Source organism: Duganella dendranthematis (genome assembly GCF_012849375.1).
Classification (GTDB): Bacteria; Pseudomonadota; Gammaproteobacteria; order Burkholderiales; family Burkholderiaceae_D; genus Rugamonas; species Rugamonas dendranthematis.
On sequence record NZ_CP051684.1, the window covers coordinates 595,013 to 611,448 of the forward strand.

General features: G+C 64.4%; 13 protein-coding genes. 3 read left to right on the top strand and 10 right to left on the bottom strand.

Annotation, left to right across the window (positions count from 1 at the left end):
- Positions 1 to 9 precede the first annotated feature (9 nt).
- A complete protein-coding gene (locus HH213_RS02805) occupies positions 10 to 1,209 on the bottom strand; it encodes an efflux RND transporter periplasmic adaptor subunit (protein ID WP_174864382.1) in 1,200 nt (399 codons plus the stop codon).
- A gap of 291 nt (positions 1,210 to 1,500) precedes the next feature.
- Here HH213_RS02805 and HH213_RS02810 point away from each other — a divergent pair, with 291 nt between their 5' ends.
- From HH213_RS02810 to HH213_RS02820, 3 genes are read left to right on the top strand one after another with little or no spacing between them, the layout of a single operon-like run.
- Complete coding sequence (locus HH213_RS02810) at positions 1,501 to 3,600, top strand: diguanylate cyclase domain-containing protein (protein ID WP_169110641.1); 2,100 nt, start codon at positions 1,501 to 1,503, stop codon at positions 3,598 to 3,600.
- Between the two features lie 51 nt (positions 3,601 to 3,651).
- Positions 3,652 to 5,145 (top strand): ATPase domain-containing protein, encoded by a 1,494-nt coding sequence (locus HH213_RS02815; protein ID WP_110849150.1) that lies wholly within the window; start codon positions 3,652 to 3,654, stop codon positions 5,143 to 5,145.
- A 5-nt stretch (positions 5,146 to 5,150) separates the two neighbouring features.
- Complete coding sequence (locus HH213_RS02820) at positions 5,151 to 6,680, top strand: hybrid sensor histidine kinase/response regulator (protein ID WP_169110643.1); 1,530 nt, start codon at positions 5,151 to 5,153, stop codon at positions 6,678 to 6,680.
- A 14-nt stretch (positions 6,681 to 6,694) separates the two neighbouring features.
- On the opposite strand, the gene HH213_RS02825 is transcribed toward HH213_RS02820, so the two are convergent.
- The 9 genes from HH213_RS02825 to HH213_RS02865 all read right to left on the bottom strand — a co-directional run bounded on the left by HH213_RS02825 (position 6,695) and on the right by HH213_RS02865 (position 16,361).
- The gene (locus tag HH213_RS02825) at positions 6,695 to 7,444 is read right to left on the bottom strand and encodes a hypothetical protein (RefSeq protein ID WP_174864383.1); all 750 of its coding nucleotides are present in this window, start codon (positions 7,442 to 7,444) and stop codon (positions 6,695 to 6,697) included.
- Between the two features lie 150 nt (positions 7,445 to 7,594).
- Positions 7,595 to 8,119 (bottom strand): GNAT family N-acetyltransferase, encoded by a 525-nt coding sequence (locus tag HH213_RS02830; RefSeq protein WP_169110645.1) that lies wholly within the window; start codon positions 8,117 to 8,119, stop codon positions 7,595 to 7,597.
- 2 nt (positions 8,120 to 8,121) lie between these two features.
- Complete coding sequence (locus tag HH213_RS02835) at positions 8,122 to 10,026, bottom strand: MFS transporter (RefSeq protein WP_169110647.1); 1,905 nt, start codon at positions 10,024 to 10,026, stop codon at positions 8,122 to 8,124.
- 86 nt (positions 10,027 to 10,112) lie between these two features.
- Entirely contained in the window at positions 10,113 to 11,672 is a 1,560-nt protein-coding gene (locus HH213_RS02840) for a PepSY-associated TM helix domain-containing protein (protein WP_169110649.1), read from the bottom strand.
- A complete protein-coding gene (locus tag HH213_RS02845; protein ID WP_169110651.1) occupies positions 11,669 to 11,938 on the bottom strand; it encodes a hypothetical protein in 270 nt (89 codons plus the stop codon). The genes HH213_RS02840 and HH213_RS02845 overlap by 4 nt, the downstream gene beginning before the upstream one ends.
- Positions 11,928 to 12,200 (bottom strand): hypothetical protein, encoded by a 273-nt coding sequence (locus HH213_RS02850; RefSeq protein ID WP_169110653.1) that lies wholly within the window; start codon positions 12,198 to 12,200, stop codon positions 11,928 to 11,930. Before HH213_RS02850 ends, HH213_RS02845 begins: the two co-directional genes overlap by 11 nt.
- A gap of 14 nt (positions 12,201 to 12,214) precedes the next feature.
- The gene (locus HH213_RS02855) at positions 12,215 to 14,359 is read right to left on the bottom strand and encodes a TonB-dependent receptor (protein ID WP_169110655.1); all 2,145 of its coding nucleotides are present in this window, start codon (positions 14,357 to 14,359) and stop codon (positions 12,215 to 12,217) included.
- Positions 14,360 to 14,445: 86 nt separating this feature from the next.
- Positions 14,446 to 15,723, bottom strand: coding sequence for a sensor histidine kinase (locus HH213_RS02860; RefSeq protein WP_169110657.1), 1,278 nt, complete (start codon positions 15,721 to 15,723; stop codon positions 14,446 to 14,448).
- Positions 15,723 to 16,361 (bottom strand): response regulator transcription factor, encoded by a 639-nt coding sequence (locus HH213_RS02865; RefSeq protein WP_110849159.1) that lies wholly within the window; start codon positions 16,359 to 16,361, stop codon positions 15,723 to 15,725. Before HH213_RS02865 ends, HH213_RS02860 begins: the two co-directional genes overlap by 1 nt.
- Between the last annotated feature and the right edge of the window lie 75 nt (positions 16,362 to 16,436).

Consider the following 16,436-nt stretch of genomic DNA (forward strand, 5'->3'; position numbering starts at 1 on the left):
ACTAACTCCTTATTGCGCGCTCTTGGCGTTGGCGGGGACGGCGCCGCCGGCGGCGAGCGCCGCGGCAGGTGCAGCGGCCGGTGCGGCGGCAGGCTTGGCGGCGTTGGCCGGCGCGCCAGGTTTAACTTTCTGCACGCCTTCGACGATCAACAGATCGCCTTCGTTCAGGCCCGATTTAACCAGCCACTTGTCGCCGATGGTGCCGCCGGTGGTCAGCACGCGTTGTTCGACCTTGCCTTCCTTGTTCAGCACCAGTGCCGTCGCTTCGCCCTTGGCGTTGCGGGTCACGCCCTGCTGTGGCACGGCGATGGCGTGCTCGTTGACGCCGGAATCGACGATGGCGCGCACAAACATGCCAGGCAGCAGATCATGCTTGGGATTCGGGAACAGCGCGCGCAGCGTGACGTTGCCGGTGCCGGTATCGACCGTCACATCGGAGAACTGCAACTTGCCCTCTTCCGCGTACTTGGTGCCGTCCGACAGCACCAGCGTCACCTTGGCCTGGCCGTCTTTGCGCAGGCTGCCGTTAGCGACGTCGCGCTTCAGGCGAAGCATGTCTTCGCTCGACTGGGTAACGTCGACGTAGATCGGGTCCAGCTGCTGCACGGTGGTCAGCGCGGTGGTCTGGCCGGCGGTCACCAGCGCACCCGGCGTGACGGTCGAACGGCCGATACGACCGCTGATCGGCGCATCGACGTGGGTGTAGTTCACATTGATCTTGGCTTGTTCCACGGCGGCGTTGGCCGATTCCACATCGGCTTTGGCTTGCTCGTAGGCGGCCACGGCGTCGTCGTAATCCTGCTTGCTGACGCCTTCGATGGCCACCAGCTCTTTATAGCGGCCCACTTTCGGCTGCGACGTCAGCAGGTTGGCCTTGGCCTTGGCCAGGGTGGCCTTGGCGGAGTTGTACGCGGCCTGATAGGTGGCCGGGTCAATCTGGTATAACGGGACACCGGCTTTGACGTCGGCGCCTTCGACAAACAGGCGTTTCTGAATCAGACCGCTGACCTGCGGGCGCACTTCAGCGACTTGGTATGCGCTGGTGCGGCCCGGCAGTTCGGTCGTGATTTGCAGCGGCGCTTGCGCCACTTTGAAAACGCCCACTTCCGCCACCTGCTGCTGGTGAGGTGCTTCGGACGTGGACTTGGAGCAACCGGCCAACACGGCCAGTGCGGAGACGATAGCTGCGGCACCAGCGGTGCGCAGCATTGTTTTTTTGCAGAAAAGGGCTTCCATGTGATGAGCTTTCTGTATAAAAATTAAGCACAACCTATAGAATGAACGATCATTCTAATTAAGTCAAGCAACTATATGGTGCAGTGCGGGGTGATACCGAAAGATTTAAGCGTGGCTTAAGGCGATGAAATTCAGCGCACTGTCCTAGTGCAGGGACGTTGCAATGCTACAATCAGTTAATTTCTTTACGTCATCATTTAGTACGCTCGTGCACATTCCTAAACCGTCCTCTACCACCCGCCCCGCCTCACCACCCTGGTGACGATGGGCGTCAGCGCCACGGTGCTGCTGACGGTGCTATCGCTGTTGATTCTGGTCGACCATTTCGCGCTGAACTACGCGCGCCGCGAGGCCCAACAGCGTTTACAACAATTGTCGTGGCAAATGCGCGACGCCCTGAATGGCGCAGTGCGGCGCGCCAGCGGCGATGTCCAATTGCTCACGTCATTGCCTGACATGCGCGCCGCCCGCGCGCCGGCCGAAGTGCGCCAGGCGCTGGAAAGCCTGCAAAAAACCTTCCCCGACTACGCCTGGATCGGCCTGGCCAACCCGCAAGGCGTGGTGATGGCCGCCACCCAGGGTGTGCTGGAAGGCGCCGATGTCAGTGGCCGCCCCTGGTTCAAGCAGGGCCAGCGCGCGCTGTACGCTGGCGAGGCCTCGTCTCCCGCGCTGACCGGCCAAAAGCCGTCCTCCGCCGCCGAACCATGGCGTTTCATCGACGCCGCCGGCCCGCTGCAGGACGCCGACGGCAACTACCGCGGCGTGCTGTGCGTGCGCCTGAGCTGGGGCTGGATGCGGCGCCTGGCGCAGACCATGCTGGCGCCGGCCGGCGACCAGCAGTATTCGGCCGACCTGTTCGTGGTGCGCGCCGACGGCACCGTCATGCTCGGGCCGCCGGGCAGCGAGGAACAACAGATCTATAGCGACAGCCTGACCATGGCGCGCAGCGGCGCCTCCGGCGCGCTCAAGGAAACCTGGGCCGACGGCCGCAGCTACCTGACCGGCTACGCCCGCAGCGGCAGTCCTGACGATCCGGCCACGCTCAGCTGGGCCATCCTGGCGCGCCAGCCGGAGGAGCAGGCGCTGTCCGGCGCCCGCGCACTGGAACGCCAGATCCTGCTGCTGGGCGCCATCCTCGGCGCCGCCATGGCGCTGGCCGCCGCCATCGTCACGCGCCGCCTGACCCGGCCACTCAATGAACTCAGCCACACCATCGAGGCGCGGCTGGTGACCACCGACGCGCTGCCGACACTGCCGGCGATCCAGCCGGTCGACACCTTCCACGAGGCGCAGGTGCTATCGCGCGCGCTGGCGGAAATGCTGCGCAACGAGCAGCACCACCTGGACGCGCTGCGCGGCCTGAATGAAAAGCTGGAATCGACGGTGGCCGAGCGCACCCGAGAAATCGCCCGCAAGGCCTTGCAGCTGGAGCGCGCGCTGGGCCAGGAGCAAAGCACGCAACAGCTGCTGCAGGAGCGCGCGGCCGAACTGCGTGCCATTTTGGACAACGCCCACGACGCCTTCATTGCGCTTGATCCGGGCGGCGTGGTGCGCGAATGGAACCTGCAAGCGGAAAAGCTGCTGGGCTGGAAGCGCTCGGAAGTGATCGGCCAGCCACTGGCCGCCATGATGCTGCCGCTGCCGCTGCGCCGCGCCTACGAACGCGACATGCGTCAGCTGGCCGAAAGCGCCGACGGCGCCACCACCGTGCTGAGCCGCCGGGTCGAACTGGCGCTGCACAACCGCGCCGGCCAGGAACTGCCGGTGGAAGTGTCGCTGGCCTACGTGCCGCGCAGCAGCGGCCACCTGTTTATCGCCTTCCTGCACGATATCAGCGAGCGCAAGCAGCTGTTTGCGTCGATGGAGGAACTGGCGCTGCGCGACACCCTGACCGGCCTGCCGAACCGGCGCGCGCTGATGAAGACGCTGCCGGAAGCGCTGCAACGGGCCAACCGCTCGGGCCAGGCCTGCGCCGTGTTCTTCCTCGACCTCGACCGCTTCAAGCAGATCAACGACCGCTACGGCCACGAGGAAGGCGACGAGCTGCTGCGTCAGTTCGCCCAGCGCGTGCGCGGCGCGGTGCGCAAGACCGACACCGTCGGCCGCCTGGCCGGGGACGAGTTCATCGTCATCCTCGAGATGCTGGCCAGCGACGCCGCCGCCCAGGAAGCGGCCGACAAGCTGTTGCCGGCGCTAAGCCAGCCGTTCACGCTGAAGACCACCAGCGTCACCCTCAGCGCCAGCCTGGGCATCGCGGTGCACCACCCGGACGACCCGCAGGATACCGAAATGCTACTGGGCCGCGCCGACCGCGCCATGTACCGCCACAAGCAACAGGGAATTCAGCAGCGCGCCCGCCGTTAGCGCTTTCCGGTAGCATCGTCCAGACAACAATTAATGCCTGGAACGCGACCAATGGAAGAACAAAACAGCCTGAGCACCGATTTTCTCCCCACCGGCGTGCCGGGCCTGGACGTGGTCCTCACCGGCGGCCTGACCAAGGACCGGCTGTACCTCGTCGAAGGCGAGCCGGGCACCGGCAAGACCACGCTGGCGCTGCAGTTCCTCAACGAAGGCGTGCGGCGCGGCGAAACCACGCTATACATCACGCTGGCCGAAACCGCCGTGGAACTGCGCAGCGTGGCGCAGTCGCACGGCTGGAGCATGGACGGCATCCATATCGAGGAGATCATTCCCGACGAAAAGGCGCTCGACCCGGACCAGCAGTACACCATCTTCCACCCGTCCGAAATCGAACTGGGCAACACCACCCAGCGCATTCTCGGCGCCATCGACCGCTACCATCCGAGCCGCGTGGTGCTCGATTCGCTGTCCGAGCTGCAACTGCTGGCGGAAAGCCCGCTGCGCTACCGGCGCCAGGTGCTGGCGCTCAAGCAATACATGAGCAGCCGCAACTGCACCACCATTTTCCTCGACGACCGCACCGCGCTGTCGACCGACTTGCAAGTGCGCAGCGTGGCGCACGGCGTCATGACGCTGGAACTGGCCGACCAGGCTTATGGCGCCGAGCGCCGCCGGCTGCGCGTGGTCAAATACCGCGGCGTGGCCTTCCGCGGCGGTGCGCACGACTACAAGATCATCAAGGGCGGACTGTATATTTATCCGCGCCTGGTGGCCGCTGCCACGCGCGAATCGGCCAGCCGCCGGCAATTGTCGAGCGGCTTGGCCTCGCTCGACGCACTGCTGGGCGGCGGCCTGGAGGAAGGCATGAGCACGCTGCTGTCCGGTCCCTCCGGCACCGGCAAGTCGTCGCTGGCGGCGCAATTCGTCCACGCCGCCACCGAGCGCGGCGAGCGTTGCGCCATGTTCCTGTTCGAGGAAGCGCGCAACAATATGCTCAACCGCTGCACCAACCTCGGCTTCAACCTGCACGGCGCGATTGACAAGGGCCTGCTGTCGGTGCAGCAGATCGATCCGGCCGAACTGTCGCCGGGCGAATTCGCCAGCGCCGTCGTGCGCGAGGTGGAACACGGCGCGCGGGTGGTCGTCATCGACAGCCTGAACGGCTATATGAACGCGGTGCCGGACGAGCGCTTCCTGATCATCCACCTGCACGAGCTGCTGACCTACCTGGGTCAGCGTGGCGTGGTCAGCGTGCTGGTCGGCGTGCAATCGGGCGTGATGGGTCCCGGCATGACCTCCGCCGTCGACGCCAGCTACCTGGCCGACAACATCATCATGCTGCGCTATTTCGAGGCCGAAGGCGAAGTGCGCCAGGCCATCTCGGTGTTCAAGAAGCGCGGCAGCACGCACGAGCGCACGCTGCGCCGCTTCGAGATCAGCGCCACCGGCCTGCGGGTGGGGCCGGTGCTGAAGGACTTCCACGGCGTGCTGACCGGCGTGCCGACCTATCACGGCCCGGCCGCCATTCAGCCGCCGGCGCTCTGAGCACCATGGAAACGCGCATCCTGATTTACGCCCCCACCGGTCAGGACGCGCCGCTGGCGGCCAAGGTGCTGGCGCTGGCCGCCATCGACAGCCAGGTGTGCGCCAACCTGGCGCAACTGGAGGAGGAACTGGCACGCGGCGCCGGCGCCGTGCTGACAGTGGAGGAAGCATTGGCGCCGGGCGCCTTGCAGCTGTTGCAGCGCTGCGTCGACCGTCAGCCAGACTGGTCCGACCTGCCGATCATCCTGCTGACGCACAACGGCGCCGATTCGGCGGTGGTGCGGCGCGCCATCACCGGCCTGGGCAACCTGAGCCTGATGGAGCGGCCGGTGCGCACGCTGACCCTGATCACCGCGCTGCATTCGACGCTGCGCGCGCGCAACAAGCAATACCAGGTGCGCGAAGCGGCGCGCCGCAAGGATGAATTCCTCGCCAGCCTCGGACACGAACTGCGCAATCCGCTGGCGCCGATCCGCACCTCGGTGTCGCTGCTGACGCACCTGTATCCGGACGCGGCGCCGGTGGCGCGCATCCGCGACATGGTGGAACGCCAGGTGCGCCTGCTGACGCGCCTGGTCGACGACCTGCTGGACGTGTCGCGCATCACCAGCGGCAAGATCAGGCTGCAACCGCAGCTGGTGTCGCTGGGCTCGGTGATGAGCCACGTGTCCGAACTGTGCCAGCAAGCCGCCGACGCCAAGCGCATCCACATCGCCTGGCAGCTGCCGCCCAGCGAAATCATGCTGAATGCCGATTACGCGCGCGTGGTGCAAATCTACGCCAACATCCTGTCCAACGCGGTCAAGTTCACGCCGCAGGGTGGCCATGTGCTGGTGCGCGCCACGGCGGACGACGGCACGCTGCAAGTCACCATCCGCGACGACGGCATCGGGCTGGATGCCGATACCATCCCGCGCATCTTCCGTATGTTCGAGCAAAGCAATACCGTCAGCGGCCAGTTTTCCAGCGGGCTGGGAATTGGCCTGAGCCTGGCGCGCGAGTTCGCCGAAATGCACGGCGGCAGTGTGGACGCCCACAGCGCCGGACTCGGCCAGGGCAGTGAATTCGTAATCCGCCTGCCGGTGCTCGACAGCGAAGGCGCGCGCCAGCCGGTGCCGCTTGCGCAGCACGCCGGCCACGACGGCCGCAAAATGCAGGTCCTGGTGGTGGACGACAACCAGGACGCCGCCGACTCACTGGCCGCACTGCTGGAAATCGACGGCTTCGACGTGCGCGCCGTGTACGACGGCCCGGCCGCCATCGCCGCTGTGGAAAAACTGGCGCCGGACATGATCATCATGGACCTCGGCATGCCGGGCATGGATGGCTACGAAACCGCGCGTGCCATCCGCCAGCGGCCCGGCGCCGAGCGCATTCTGTTACTGGCCCTGACCGGCTGGGGCCAGAGCGACGCCCGCCGCCGCACCGTGGAAGCCGGCTTCGACCATCATCTGGTGAAGCCGGTGGAGCTGGATCAAATCGTCCGCCTGGCCGGCGCGCGGCATAACCGCGAGCAGGTGCAGGCGGCGCGCTGATTACCGTAGCTTGATTACTGCGGCTTGACGTTGACGGTCGCGCCCAGCAGGAACCAGGCGTTGGTGGCTTCAAAGCCGGAATCGGCGCCCAGCACGATCCACAGCTTGCCGTCCTTGTCGGCGGTGACCGGAATAGCCTCGTCCGAAGCGCGGGTCTGTTTCACCCACACACCGGCGCCGCACTCCAGATCTTCCGAGCCCAGCACGCCCAGCGTCTTGCCCTGGGTGCCAGATTCGCCGTTATTGCCGCGATCCAGATTCAGACGGTATGCGCCATTCGCCTGCTTGACCGTTTTCGGCTCGTCACCGCTGGCCGCCGCCACCATGAAGATGCCGAGCCCGCGCGAGCCGCCGACGCCGAAGCATTGGGTGGAGGCATCGGTGGCATAGGTCATCGAGAAAGTCAGATTGTATTTCGCGCCCGGCACAAAGCCGCCGACCTGATGCTTGGCATAGGTCAGCACATCGTCGCTGTTGTTGTGGGAAGTCAGGAAGTAGCCCTTGCCTTCCAGCGGTGCGGGCAGCTTGGACCAGCCATAGCCGGTTTCGCTCGGCTCATCGCCGTCGACATAATCGGCCACGCCCGGCGTCCAGCCGTCGATGCCCTGGGTAAAATCAACCTTGATGACCGAGGCCACCGGTGTTGGCGGCGGCGCAGGTGGTGCGGCTGGTGGCGGCGTGTAAGTATTGTCGAAGCCGCCGCCGCAAGCGCTCAGCGCCAGCGCAGCCGCCAGCGCCAACGCGCTGTAGGTAAGTTTTTGCATTTTTAGTTTTCCCCTGATTGGTATGTGACGCCCTCGTGAGGCGCCGCATGGCAGTCTAAAGAAAACCTGTAAAGACAAAAATGGAATTTGTAACCTGTGGTAAGTTACATTTTCTAACCACTATGACATGGACATTTTAGCCAGATGGCATTATTGGCATCGACGCTCGAGCATGTAACTATTGATAGCCTTGCCGTGCAGTTCGGTTTCCATTTCGTAGACCATGCCCAGGCGCTCGGCCACGCGGCGTGACGACTCATTGCCAGTGGTGATCAGCGCTCGGACTTTCGGTTCACCGCGCACCTCGAACGCATACTGCAAGACCGCCGCAGCGGCCTCGTTGGCCATACCTTGCCCCCAGAATGCGCGATAGGTATTCCAGCCCAGTTCCATCACCGTGGCCTGCTCGCGGAAGAAAGCGCCGACGCAGCCGACCACCTGGCCGGTCTGCCGATCCTCCACGGTCCACCAGCCGGCGCCGTGCAGCAGCCACAATCCGGCATGCGAGCCGAAAATGCGCCACGCCGTGGCACGGTCGGCGGAGCCCAGGAACGCCGAACTTTCCGCATTCGCCAGATGGTCGGCAAATAACTCAAAATCTTCGCGCCGGTATTCGCGCAGTATCAGTCGCTCGGTCTGAAGGCGCGGGACGGAGGCGGTAAAGGTGTCTGCCATACTTATTTCCAATCGCCGCGCAAGGCCGCTACGCGCTGTTTGAGGTCTTCCGGCGTGACGTCCTGCGGCGCCACCGGTTCGCCCACCACCAGTTCCAGGCGCGAACGCAAGCCGATGCGGAAGGCGCGGCCGAAGACGTTCTCGCGGTTGCGGGTCAGCAGATGGGTCCACAGCCCGCGCAGCGCCATTGGAATCACCGGCACCTTGGTGCGGTCGATGATCTTGGCGATGCCGCCCTTGAAGTCGTTGATGTCGCCGGTGCGCGTCAGCTGCCCTTCGGGGAAGATGCACACCAGCTCACCTTCATGCAGCGCCTGCGCGATATCGATATACGCCTTCTCCATCAGCCACGGATCTTCCTTGGCCGGCGCAATCGGAATCGTGCGCGCGGTACGGAAGATCCACCCCAGCAGCGGCAGCTTGAAGATGCGGTGATCCATGACGAAGCGGATCGGCCGTGGCGCGGTGGCGCCGATGACGATGGCGTCGACGTAGCTGACGTGGTTACACACCAGCACCGCCGCGCCTTCGGCCGGAATCCGTTCGACGTCCACCGTGCGCACGCGGTGCACAGTATGGATCAGCAGCCAGGCCAGGAAGCGCATCAGGAATTCCGGCACCAGCGAGAAGATATAGATCGCCACCACGGCGTTCAGCAGCGCGGTCACCAGGAACAGCTGCGGGATCGTCAAGCCCTGGCCCAGCAGCACAATCGCCAGGCCGGCCGCCGCCACCATGAACAGCGCGTTGAGGATGTTCATGCCGGCGATGGTGCGCGAGATATGCTGCGGATCGCAGCGCAGCTGGATCAGCGCGAACAGCGGCACGATGAAGAAGCCGCCGAACATGCCGATCATCAGCACGTCGAACAGGATGCGCCACATCCCGTGCTGCGCCAGTAGCGCAAACGCGTCCAGATGCACGCCCGCCGGGATCAGTGCCCCGCCGCTAAAGGCCAAACTGGCGAAATACAGGTCGATACCAAACACCGTCAGGCCGATGGAGCCGAACGGCACCAGGCCAATCTCCACCTTGCGGCCCGACAGCCGTTCGCACAGCAGCGAGCCGCTGCCCACGCCCAGCGAGAAAATCGTCAACAGCAGCACGAAAGCGCCGTGGTCGCCGTGCAGGTAATCCTTGGCGTACACAGGGAACTGCGCCAGTATCAGCGCGCCATAAAACCAGAACCACGAGTTGCCCAGCATCGACAGGAACACCGTGCGGTTCTTGCGCGAGAAATTGATATTGCGGACCGATTCGCTGACGAAGTTCCAGCTGATCTTCAGGTCCGGCGCCGGCGCCGGCGAATTGGGAATGCGGTACGCTGCGGCCAGGCCAAGCGCAGCCACCACTACCGTGGCTGCAGCTTCATACAGCAGGCCATGCGGCTGCTGTACCACCAGCACCGCGCCCAGCACCTCGCCCATCAGGATGCCGACGAAGGTACCCATCTCGGTGACGCCGTTACCGCCGATCAGTTCTTCCGGCTTGAGCTGCTGCGGCAGGTAGGCATATTTGACGGGACCGAACAGCGTCGAATGCACGCCCATGCCCACCACCGCCGCGATCAGCAGCCACAGATGATGCGTCACCCAGCCCAGCGCGGCCACGCACATGATGCCGACTTCCAGCCACTTGACGAAGCGCGTCAGGCCGGCCTTCTCGAACTTGTCGGCCAATTGGCCGGCGGTCGCCGAGAACAGCACATACGGCAGGATGAACAGGCCGGGGATCAGGTTGGTGATCAGCGATGGTTCCATCGAGGTCCACCTGAGCGCATCGAAGGTGATGATGACCACCAGCGCGGTCTTGAACAGATTGTCGTTGAAGGCGCCGAGGAACTGGGTCCAGAAAAACGGCGCGAAACGGCGTTGCTTGAGCAGGGAAAACTGATTGGGCTGGCTCATATGAGGGCGGGTCCGTTCAATATGAAGTTTCCGGAAAGATTGAACGGATTATAACCGCATGCCGCCGCCGCCCGGCATGCGTTCCCTCAAGCTGCCTGCTGCACCTCTGCGGCTTGTTGCGCCGGTGTGCGCAACGACCAGACGCTGTGCGGATCGCCGTGGCGGCCGCGATGCAGGGCGGCGCGGGCCATTTTCCAGAACAGCGTCGCCACCAGCAGCGCAACGATGGCAACGCCGGTCACGACGCCGTCACCCTGCAACAGCGCCAGCAGCGGATTGCGGCTGGTGTTCCACCAGTGCGCCAGCGGCACCGCCAGCGTCAGCGCGGCGCACAGTACCAGCAACTCATGCGCGGCGCGCGCCGGCGGACGGGCGAAGGCCCACAACACGCAGCCGAAGAACACCGCGTAATAGCTGCGCGCTTCCCACAGGGGCAACTGCCCTGCCGGTCCCAGTTTATTCGCCAGGAACACCGCCGACACGCCGGCCACGCAGCCAAGGCATACGCCCAGCGTGGCTTGCGCCATCAGCTTGCCGCTGCGCGGCTGCACCAGTTTCTGCCGCTTGCGGCGCGCTTCGATCCACAGCAGGTTCCCGCTGTAGAACAGGAACGCCCCTGCCAGGCCGAGTATGAAATACATCCACCGCACCGCCAAATCGCCAAAGCTGGCAAAGTGCAGCGACTGCAAACTGCGCAGGAAGCGCGTGCCGGGGCTGAAATTCTCCGGCATCATCGCGCGCTGCACTTTGCCGGTGCTGGCGTTCAGCACCACCGCGCCGATGCTGGCCACGGTCTGCTGATGCATTGGCCCATACGCCTGCAACTGCGCGTTGGCGTCGCCGGCCTGGCGGTAGACCATCGTCTCAATTTCGATGCCCGGCGCGGCGCGCTGCACTTCGGCCAACAGCTGCGCGGCCGGCATCAGCGGCGCCGCCGTGCCGGATGCTTGCGGCGGCGCAGCGGCGTTGATGTCCTGCCCGACCAGTTGCAGCAGCTTGCCGTCGAAGACCATGTACTGGAATGGCGCCAGCAGGATGAGGCCCAGCGCCAGCACGGCGCTGCTCCACGCATACATCAGGTGGAACGGCAGCGACAGGATGCCAATCGCGTTGTGCGCGTCCTGCCACATGCGCTTGATGTTCTTCCCGATCCGCAGCGCAAACAAGTCCTTGACGAAGCTCGGCGCGTAGATGATCACCCCACTGGCCAGCGCCAGTCCGTACAGGATGCACACCACGCCCAGCACGTAGATGCCCCAGCTATTCGGCAAGCCCGCCGTGTAATGCAGGCGGTAGATGAAGTCCACCAGTTGCGAACGTTCGTGGAATTCTTCCAGCTTGCCGCTGGCGTCGAAGCGGAAGTGGCGCTCGTCGAATTCCAGCACCAGCTCCGGCGCGGTCTTCGACGGCAGGCGCAGGAAGAACATATCCTTAGCTTTGGGGTGCGCTTGCAGCACTGCGTCGATCAGCGCCTGCGGATCGCGCTGCGGCACGGCCGTTTGCGGCAGTGGCGTCTCCCACGCATGCAGCTCCTCGTGGAACAGCGTCACCGCCCCCGCATAGAAGGCGATAAACAGGAAGAAGCCCGCCACAATCCCCACCCAGGTATGCACCGAAATATAGGTGCGTAAAGTCGCGGCCTTCATGCGGCGATCCTGATCAGGCCACTGGCCTTGAGAAAATGCAGTGCGGCGTAGCCGGCCACGGTCAGCCCGCCCATCCACAGCCAGGCGCGCAACCCGGTCCTGAACAGGAAAGTACCCGTCATCACCACGATCCACACCACGAAGAACAGCAGCAGCCAAGGCAGCGTGGTATTGGCCTGGTCGCTGCTGAGCAGCGCCGCAAAGCCAACCACCAGTACGGACAGCGGCAAGCCAAGGAAAACAGCGGCAGTCGATTTACCCCACATGGCGTGCTCCCTTCCGACGCCATGCGTCCAGATACGGCAGCAACACCAGCGTGGTCATGAAGCCTGCCAGCGCCATGCACACGCCGCACCACCCGCCATACGTTTCGGTCGCCGTGGCGATGGCCCCCACCGCCAGCGGCACCGACAACCAGCGCAGGAAAGCCCGCCGCCGCAACGCCGCCGGCCACAAGGCCTGATGCGGCGACGCCAGGTAAAGACACAAGGCAGCCAGTGCCGCCACGCCGATACAGATCCAGTTCATGCCATCCCTCCGCGTTACAGCGTGCCCTGCACACCGAAGCCGAACTGGCGTGCGGCGCCCAGCGCTACGTTGTAGCGGCCGGTCACCGACACTAGCTTGTTGGCGGTGATGTAGGTCTGGTTGGTCAGATTGCTGCCGTAGGCGAACAGCGTGACGCCCTTGCTCAGCTCATAAGTAGCCTTGCCGCCCAGCGTGGTGTGGCCGTCGTTGCGGTCGATATTGGCGGCATCCATGTAGGTGCCGTCGGCGTGCTGCAGGTTCATATTGAGCATCCAGCGGCCCGGCGTCCAGCTGAAGCCGACCGACTGCGTCTGGCGCGGCGAACGCCCAAACTGATGGCCGGTGTAGTCGCCGGTCGGCGAGACGAAATCGATGAATTTGGTGCGGGCCAGACCCAGCGCGCCGAACAGCTCCAGGGTCGGCGTGACCTTGCCGCGCAGTTCGGCCTCAGCTCCTTGCAGGCGCGAACTGCCGGCGTTGACCAGATAGGTGTCCAGCGAATTGCGGCCGACGTCGACCTGCTGGTCGGTCCAGTTGACGCGGTAGGCGTTCAGCGACACCATCAGGCCGCTGCCCAGCACGCCCTTGAGCGAGGCCTCGTAGTTTTTGGTGTATTCCGGTCCGAAGGCGTGCGCGCCGCGCTGATAACTGTAGTCGACGCCGCCGGTGCGGTAGCCGCGCTGCGCCGTCAGGCCCGCCACCCACTCCGGCGCCAGTGCGTAGCGCACGCCCAGCTTCGGCAGCCACACCGAATTATCGTTGGCGAGGTCCTGCACACCATCCGGCGCAAAAATGCCGCCGCGGATCAGCTGCGTGAACACCTGCCTGGCCAGCGGCGACGTGCCGTTGGTCTCGGACTGCAGGATGCGCTTCTGGCGCTCGCCGTCGAAACGGATGCCGCCCGTCAGGGTCAGCTTGCCGATTACATAGTCCGCCTCGCCATACGCCGCGCGTGTCTTGCTGGCGTTATTCTGCATCTGGCGGCGGTTGATGAAGTCGGCGCCGTACTGGGCGTCGCATGCGGCTTGCACGCGGCATTGGCCGGTCAGGCCCAGAACATACGATACCGGCACAGTGAACAGATCATCACCATCGTAGTACTGCTGCGAGTAGTACAGGCCGACCACGCCCTTCAGCTTGTTGCCTGCCACGACCGTGTCGAAATTGGCGCGCGCCTCCTGCACCCACTGACGGTCGATGTTGACGCCATCGCGGTAACCCTGCCGCAGCTCGGTGCCGTCGTAGTCCTGAATGCGGCTGTAGCGGTTGTGCGAATACGTCGTCAGCAGCGTGATGTCCGCGCCCAGCGCGCGGAAGGTCTGCTCCAGCGCGGCGGACCGCGTGCGGTTGACCGTGTCGCGCGGCTCGTTGGAGAAATTCTCGCGCGCCGACGCCGGCACCGTCACCGCTTCCACATTGCCGTAGCCGCGCTCCTGCTTGTCGTCCACCAGCGTCACAAGCGCCTGGTAGTTGTCGCCCCGTGGCGTGATGCGCAGCTTGCCGCGCAGCGTGTAGCCATCGTCGTGATTGGAGCGGCGGTCGTCGCGGGTCGGGTTGTAGACGTCGCCGTCGCGCTTGTGCTGCTCCAGCGAGAGGCGTCCCGCCAGCACGTCGTCCACGATGGCGCCGCCGCCGGCGATCGCCTCGCGGTGCGCATGCTGGTTGCCGGCGCTGACGCGGTAGCTGAAATCGCGTGCATCCTGCGGGTCGCGCGTCTTCAACACCACCGCGCCGGCCAGCGAATTGCGGCCCTGGTTGGTGGACTGCGGCCCGCGCAGCACTTCCACGCGGTCGGCGTCCCACACACTCAGATTGGAGATGTCCTGGCCAAAGCCGTCCTGCGGCACGCCGTCCACCACCAGCGTGATGGTCTTGCCGCCACCGCCGGTCGGACCATAGGCCTGCACACCACGGATCGACAGGTTTTCGGCGGTGCCGACGTTGGCCATCTGCGATGCCACTTCGTCCAGCGACGACATGCCGGATTCGGCGATCTGGCGGCGGTTGCGCGCGCCGACGCTGGCGCTGCTGTCGATTTCCGTGCGTTTCAGCTTGTCGCCGGTAATCACCACCTGCTCCACTGGTTCTACTTCTTCCGCCTGCACTGCCCAGCCAGCCATGACTCCGGCCAGCGCCACCACCATCACCTTGATGCGCATTTCCCTATTTCCCCTGTTTTTATTGAATGAGAATTATTCCCAAATAAGAATATTAAATGAGAATCGTTTACATTCAAAGAGAAAATTTATCGAATTGGCATTGCAATGTTGATACGTGTGCCGGCGCTCAACCGGGAATCGATGGCGATGCGGCCATTGAGGGCGTACACGCGCTCGCGCATGCCCACCAGGCCGATGCCGGATGAAGCCTGGGCCGGATCAAAGCCGGCGCCGTTGTCGCTGATCTGCATGCGCAACTCGCCCTCTTCCAGCGACAACTGTACAGACGATTGCGTGGCCCGTGCATGTTTGACGATGTTGGACAATGCCTCCTGCACAATCCGGTACGCCGAGATAGCAACTCCTGCTTCCATCTTCGAGAAGTCACCCTGCGCCTGCAAATCGAAGCGGCAGCCGCTGCGCGCGCTGTCGTAGTGGCGCATCATCTCCTCCACCGCGCCGTCCAGGCCCAGCATGTCCAGCACTTCGGGCCGCAGACGGCGCACCAGCGCGCGGCCGCTGTTGTACAAACCAAGCGCCAGCTTGATGATGGACTGCGCCTTGTCGCGCGCCTCGCCCTCCGGACTGATGGCGGCAATCCGCTGCGCTTCCAGCCGCACCGCGATCAGCGTGGCGTTGAGTTCATCATGGATCTCCAGCGCGATGCTCTGGCGTTCATCTTCCACCGCCGTGTTGACCTTGCTGATCAAGCGGCGCTTCTCATCATCCGCCTCGCGCAGCGCGCGCATCGACGCCTGCAACGACGCATCCAGTCCCTTGGCCAGTTGCCATGCCAGCAGCACGCACGCCAGCAGGCCGAGACAGCCGACCATCAGCTCCACATAGAACCTGCGCGTCTGCTTGAGCAGCAGCGCTGACGGCGACATCGTCACCCGCACATAGCCCATGGTCTCCACCGTCATGCCGCTGGCGGCGGGACGGTCCTTCTGATACGGCGTACCGTCCGGCGCCAGCATCGACACCCACATCAGGCGCTTGAGGACCGGCGCCTCGTCATAACGCAGCTCCTGCGACGAAGCGCTGCCGGCGCGCGCGGCCGCCTGCACCAACTCGCGCCGCTGCGCATCCAGCACCTCGATGCGCTGGATACTGGGGTCCGCACGCAGCAGGCCATTGATGGTCAGCTTCAGATCATCATAGCGGCGTGACACCAAACTGAATTCACTGCTATCGGCCAGCACCTTGGCCACCAGCGGCCCGCGCTCCGCCATCTCCTCGCGCACTTCCGACAAGCGCGATTGGTACGCGTACCAGACAAAGGTGCAAAACAGATAGGCCAGCGGCAGCGCGGTCATCGCCATCAGACGCGTGCGCACGCTCCAGTGGCGCCAGTGCCAGCGCATCAAGGCTCAATCAATCCGTGCTTGACCGCCAGCCGCGTGATGTAGGCCGGACGGTGCACGCCCAGCTTTTCCTTCACCGCCTGGCTGATATTGCTGATGGTCTTGGTGGAGACATCCAGCTTCTCCGCGATCTCCGCGTTGGTCAGGCCTTCCGCCATCAGGGTAAAAATCTCCAGCGCGCGCTCGTCCAGCTGCGACTGCGGCGACGCATCGCCGCGCACCGACAGATTGGCCAGCCGCTCGGCGATATGCGGCAGGAAGTACAACTCACCGTCATGCGCACGTTTTACCGCCGCCGCCAGGTCGGCCGGGTCGCAATCCTTGGTCATGAAAGCGCGGCCGCCGAGGCGGTAGGTTTCCTTGATCAGGCTATCCTGGTCGAACTGGCTGAGGAAGACAACGGCGGCGGAAGGCGTCTGCGCCAGGATCTGCTTGGCCACATCAAGCCCGGTCAACTGTTCGCCGAAACGGATGTCCAACACGATCACGTCCGGCTTCAATTCCTGGTACTGCGCCAGCGCCTCGGCCGGCGTGCGCGCCTGCGCCACCACGTCCAGCCCCTGCCCCTGCAGCGACATGGCAAAACCCGTCATCACGATTGGGTGATCGTCCGCCAGCATCACGCGTATTTTTTTCATTTTCTACTCCAAAGCATGCCTTGGGCGAAGCATATCACATCGCCATTGCACAAAAACCGCTTTTATTTTGCTAAT

Excerpts from the sequence above, each read along its gene's own strand:
- HH213_RS02815 (WP_110849150.1), top strand. The coding sequence starts at position 3,652 with ATGGAAGAACAAAACAGCCTGAGCACCGATTTTCTCCCCACCGGCGTG.
- HH213_RS02840 (WP_169110649.1), bottom strand. The coding sequence starts at position 11,672 with ATGAAGGCCGCGACTTTACGCACCTATATTTCGGTGCATACCTGGGTG.
- HH213_RS02845 (WP_169110651.1), bottom strand. The coding sequence starts at position 11,938 with ATGTGGGGTAAATCGACTGCCGCTGTTTTCCTTGGCTTGCCGCTGTCC.
- HH213_RS02865 (WP_110849159.1), bottom strand. The coding sequence starts at position 16,361 with ATGAAAAAAATACGCGTGATGCTGGCGGACGATCACCCAATCGTGATG.
- HH213_RS02860 (WP_169110657.1), bottom strand. The coding sequence starts at position 15,723 with ATGCGCTGGCACTGGCGCCACTGGAGCGTGCGCACGCGTCTGATGGCG.
- HH213_RS02810 (WP_169110641.1), top strand. The coding sequence starts at position 1,501 with ATGGGCGTCAGCGCCACGGTGCTGCTGACGGTGCTATCGCTGTTGATT.
- HH213_RS02825 (WP_174864383.1), bottom strand. The coding sequence starts at position 7,444 with ATGCAAAAACTTACCTACAGCGCGTTGGCGCTGGCGGCTGCGCTGGCG.
- HH213_RS02830 (WP_169110645.1), bottom strand. The coding sequence starts at position 8,119 with ATGGCAGACACCTTTACCGCCTCCGTCCCGCGCCTTCAGACCGAGCGA.
- HH213_RS02835 (WP_169110647.1), bottom strand. The coding sequence starts at position 10,026 with ATGAGCCAGCCCAATCAGTTTTCCCTGCTCAAGCAACGCCGTTTCGCG.
- HH213_RS02805 (WP_174864382.1), bottom strand. The coding sequence starts at position 1,209 with ATGCTGCGCACCGCTGGTGCCGCAGCTATCGTCTCCGCACTGGCCGTG.
- HH213_RS02850 (WP_169110653.1), bottom strand. The coding sequence starts at position 12,200 with ATGAACTGGATCTGTATCGGCGTGGCGGCACTGGCTGCCTTGTGTCTT.
- HH213_RS02855 (WP_169110655.1), bottom strand. The coding sequence starts at position 14,359 with ATGCGCATCAAGGTGATGGTGGTGGCGCTGGCCGGAGTCATGGCTGGC.
- HH213_RS02820 (WP_169110643.1), top strand. The coding sequence starts at position 5,151 with ATGGAAACGCGCATCCTGATTTACGCCCCCACCGGTCAGGACGCGCCG.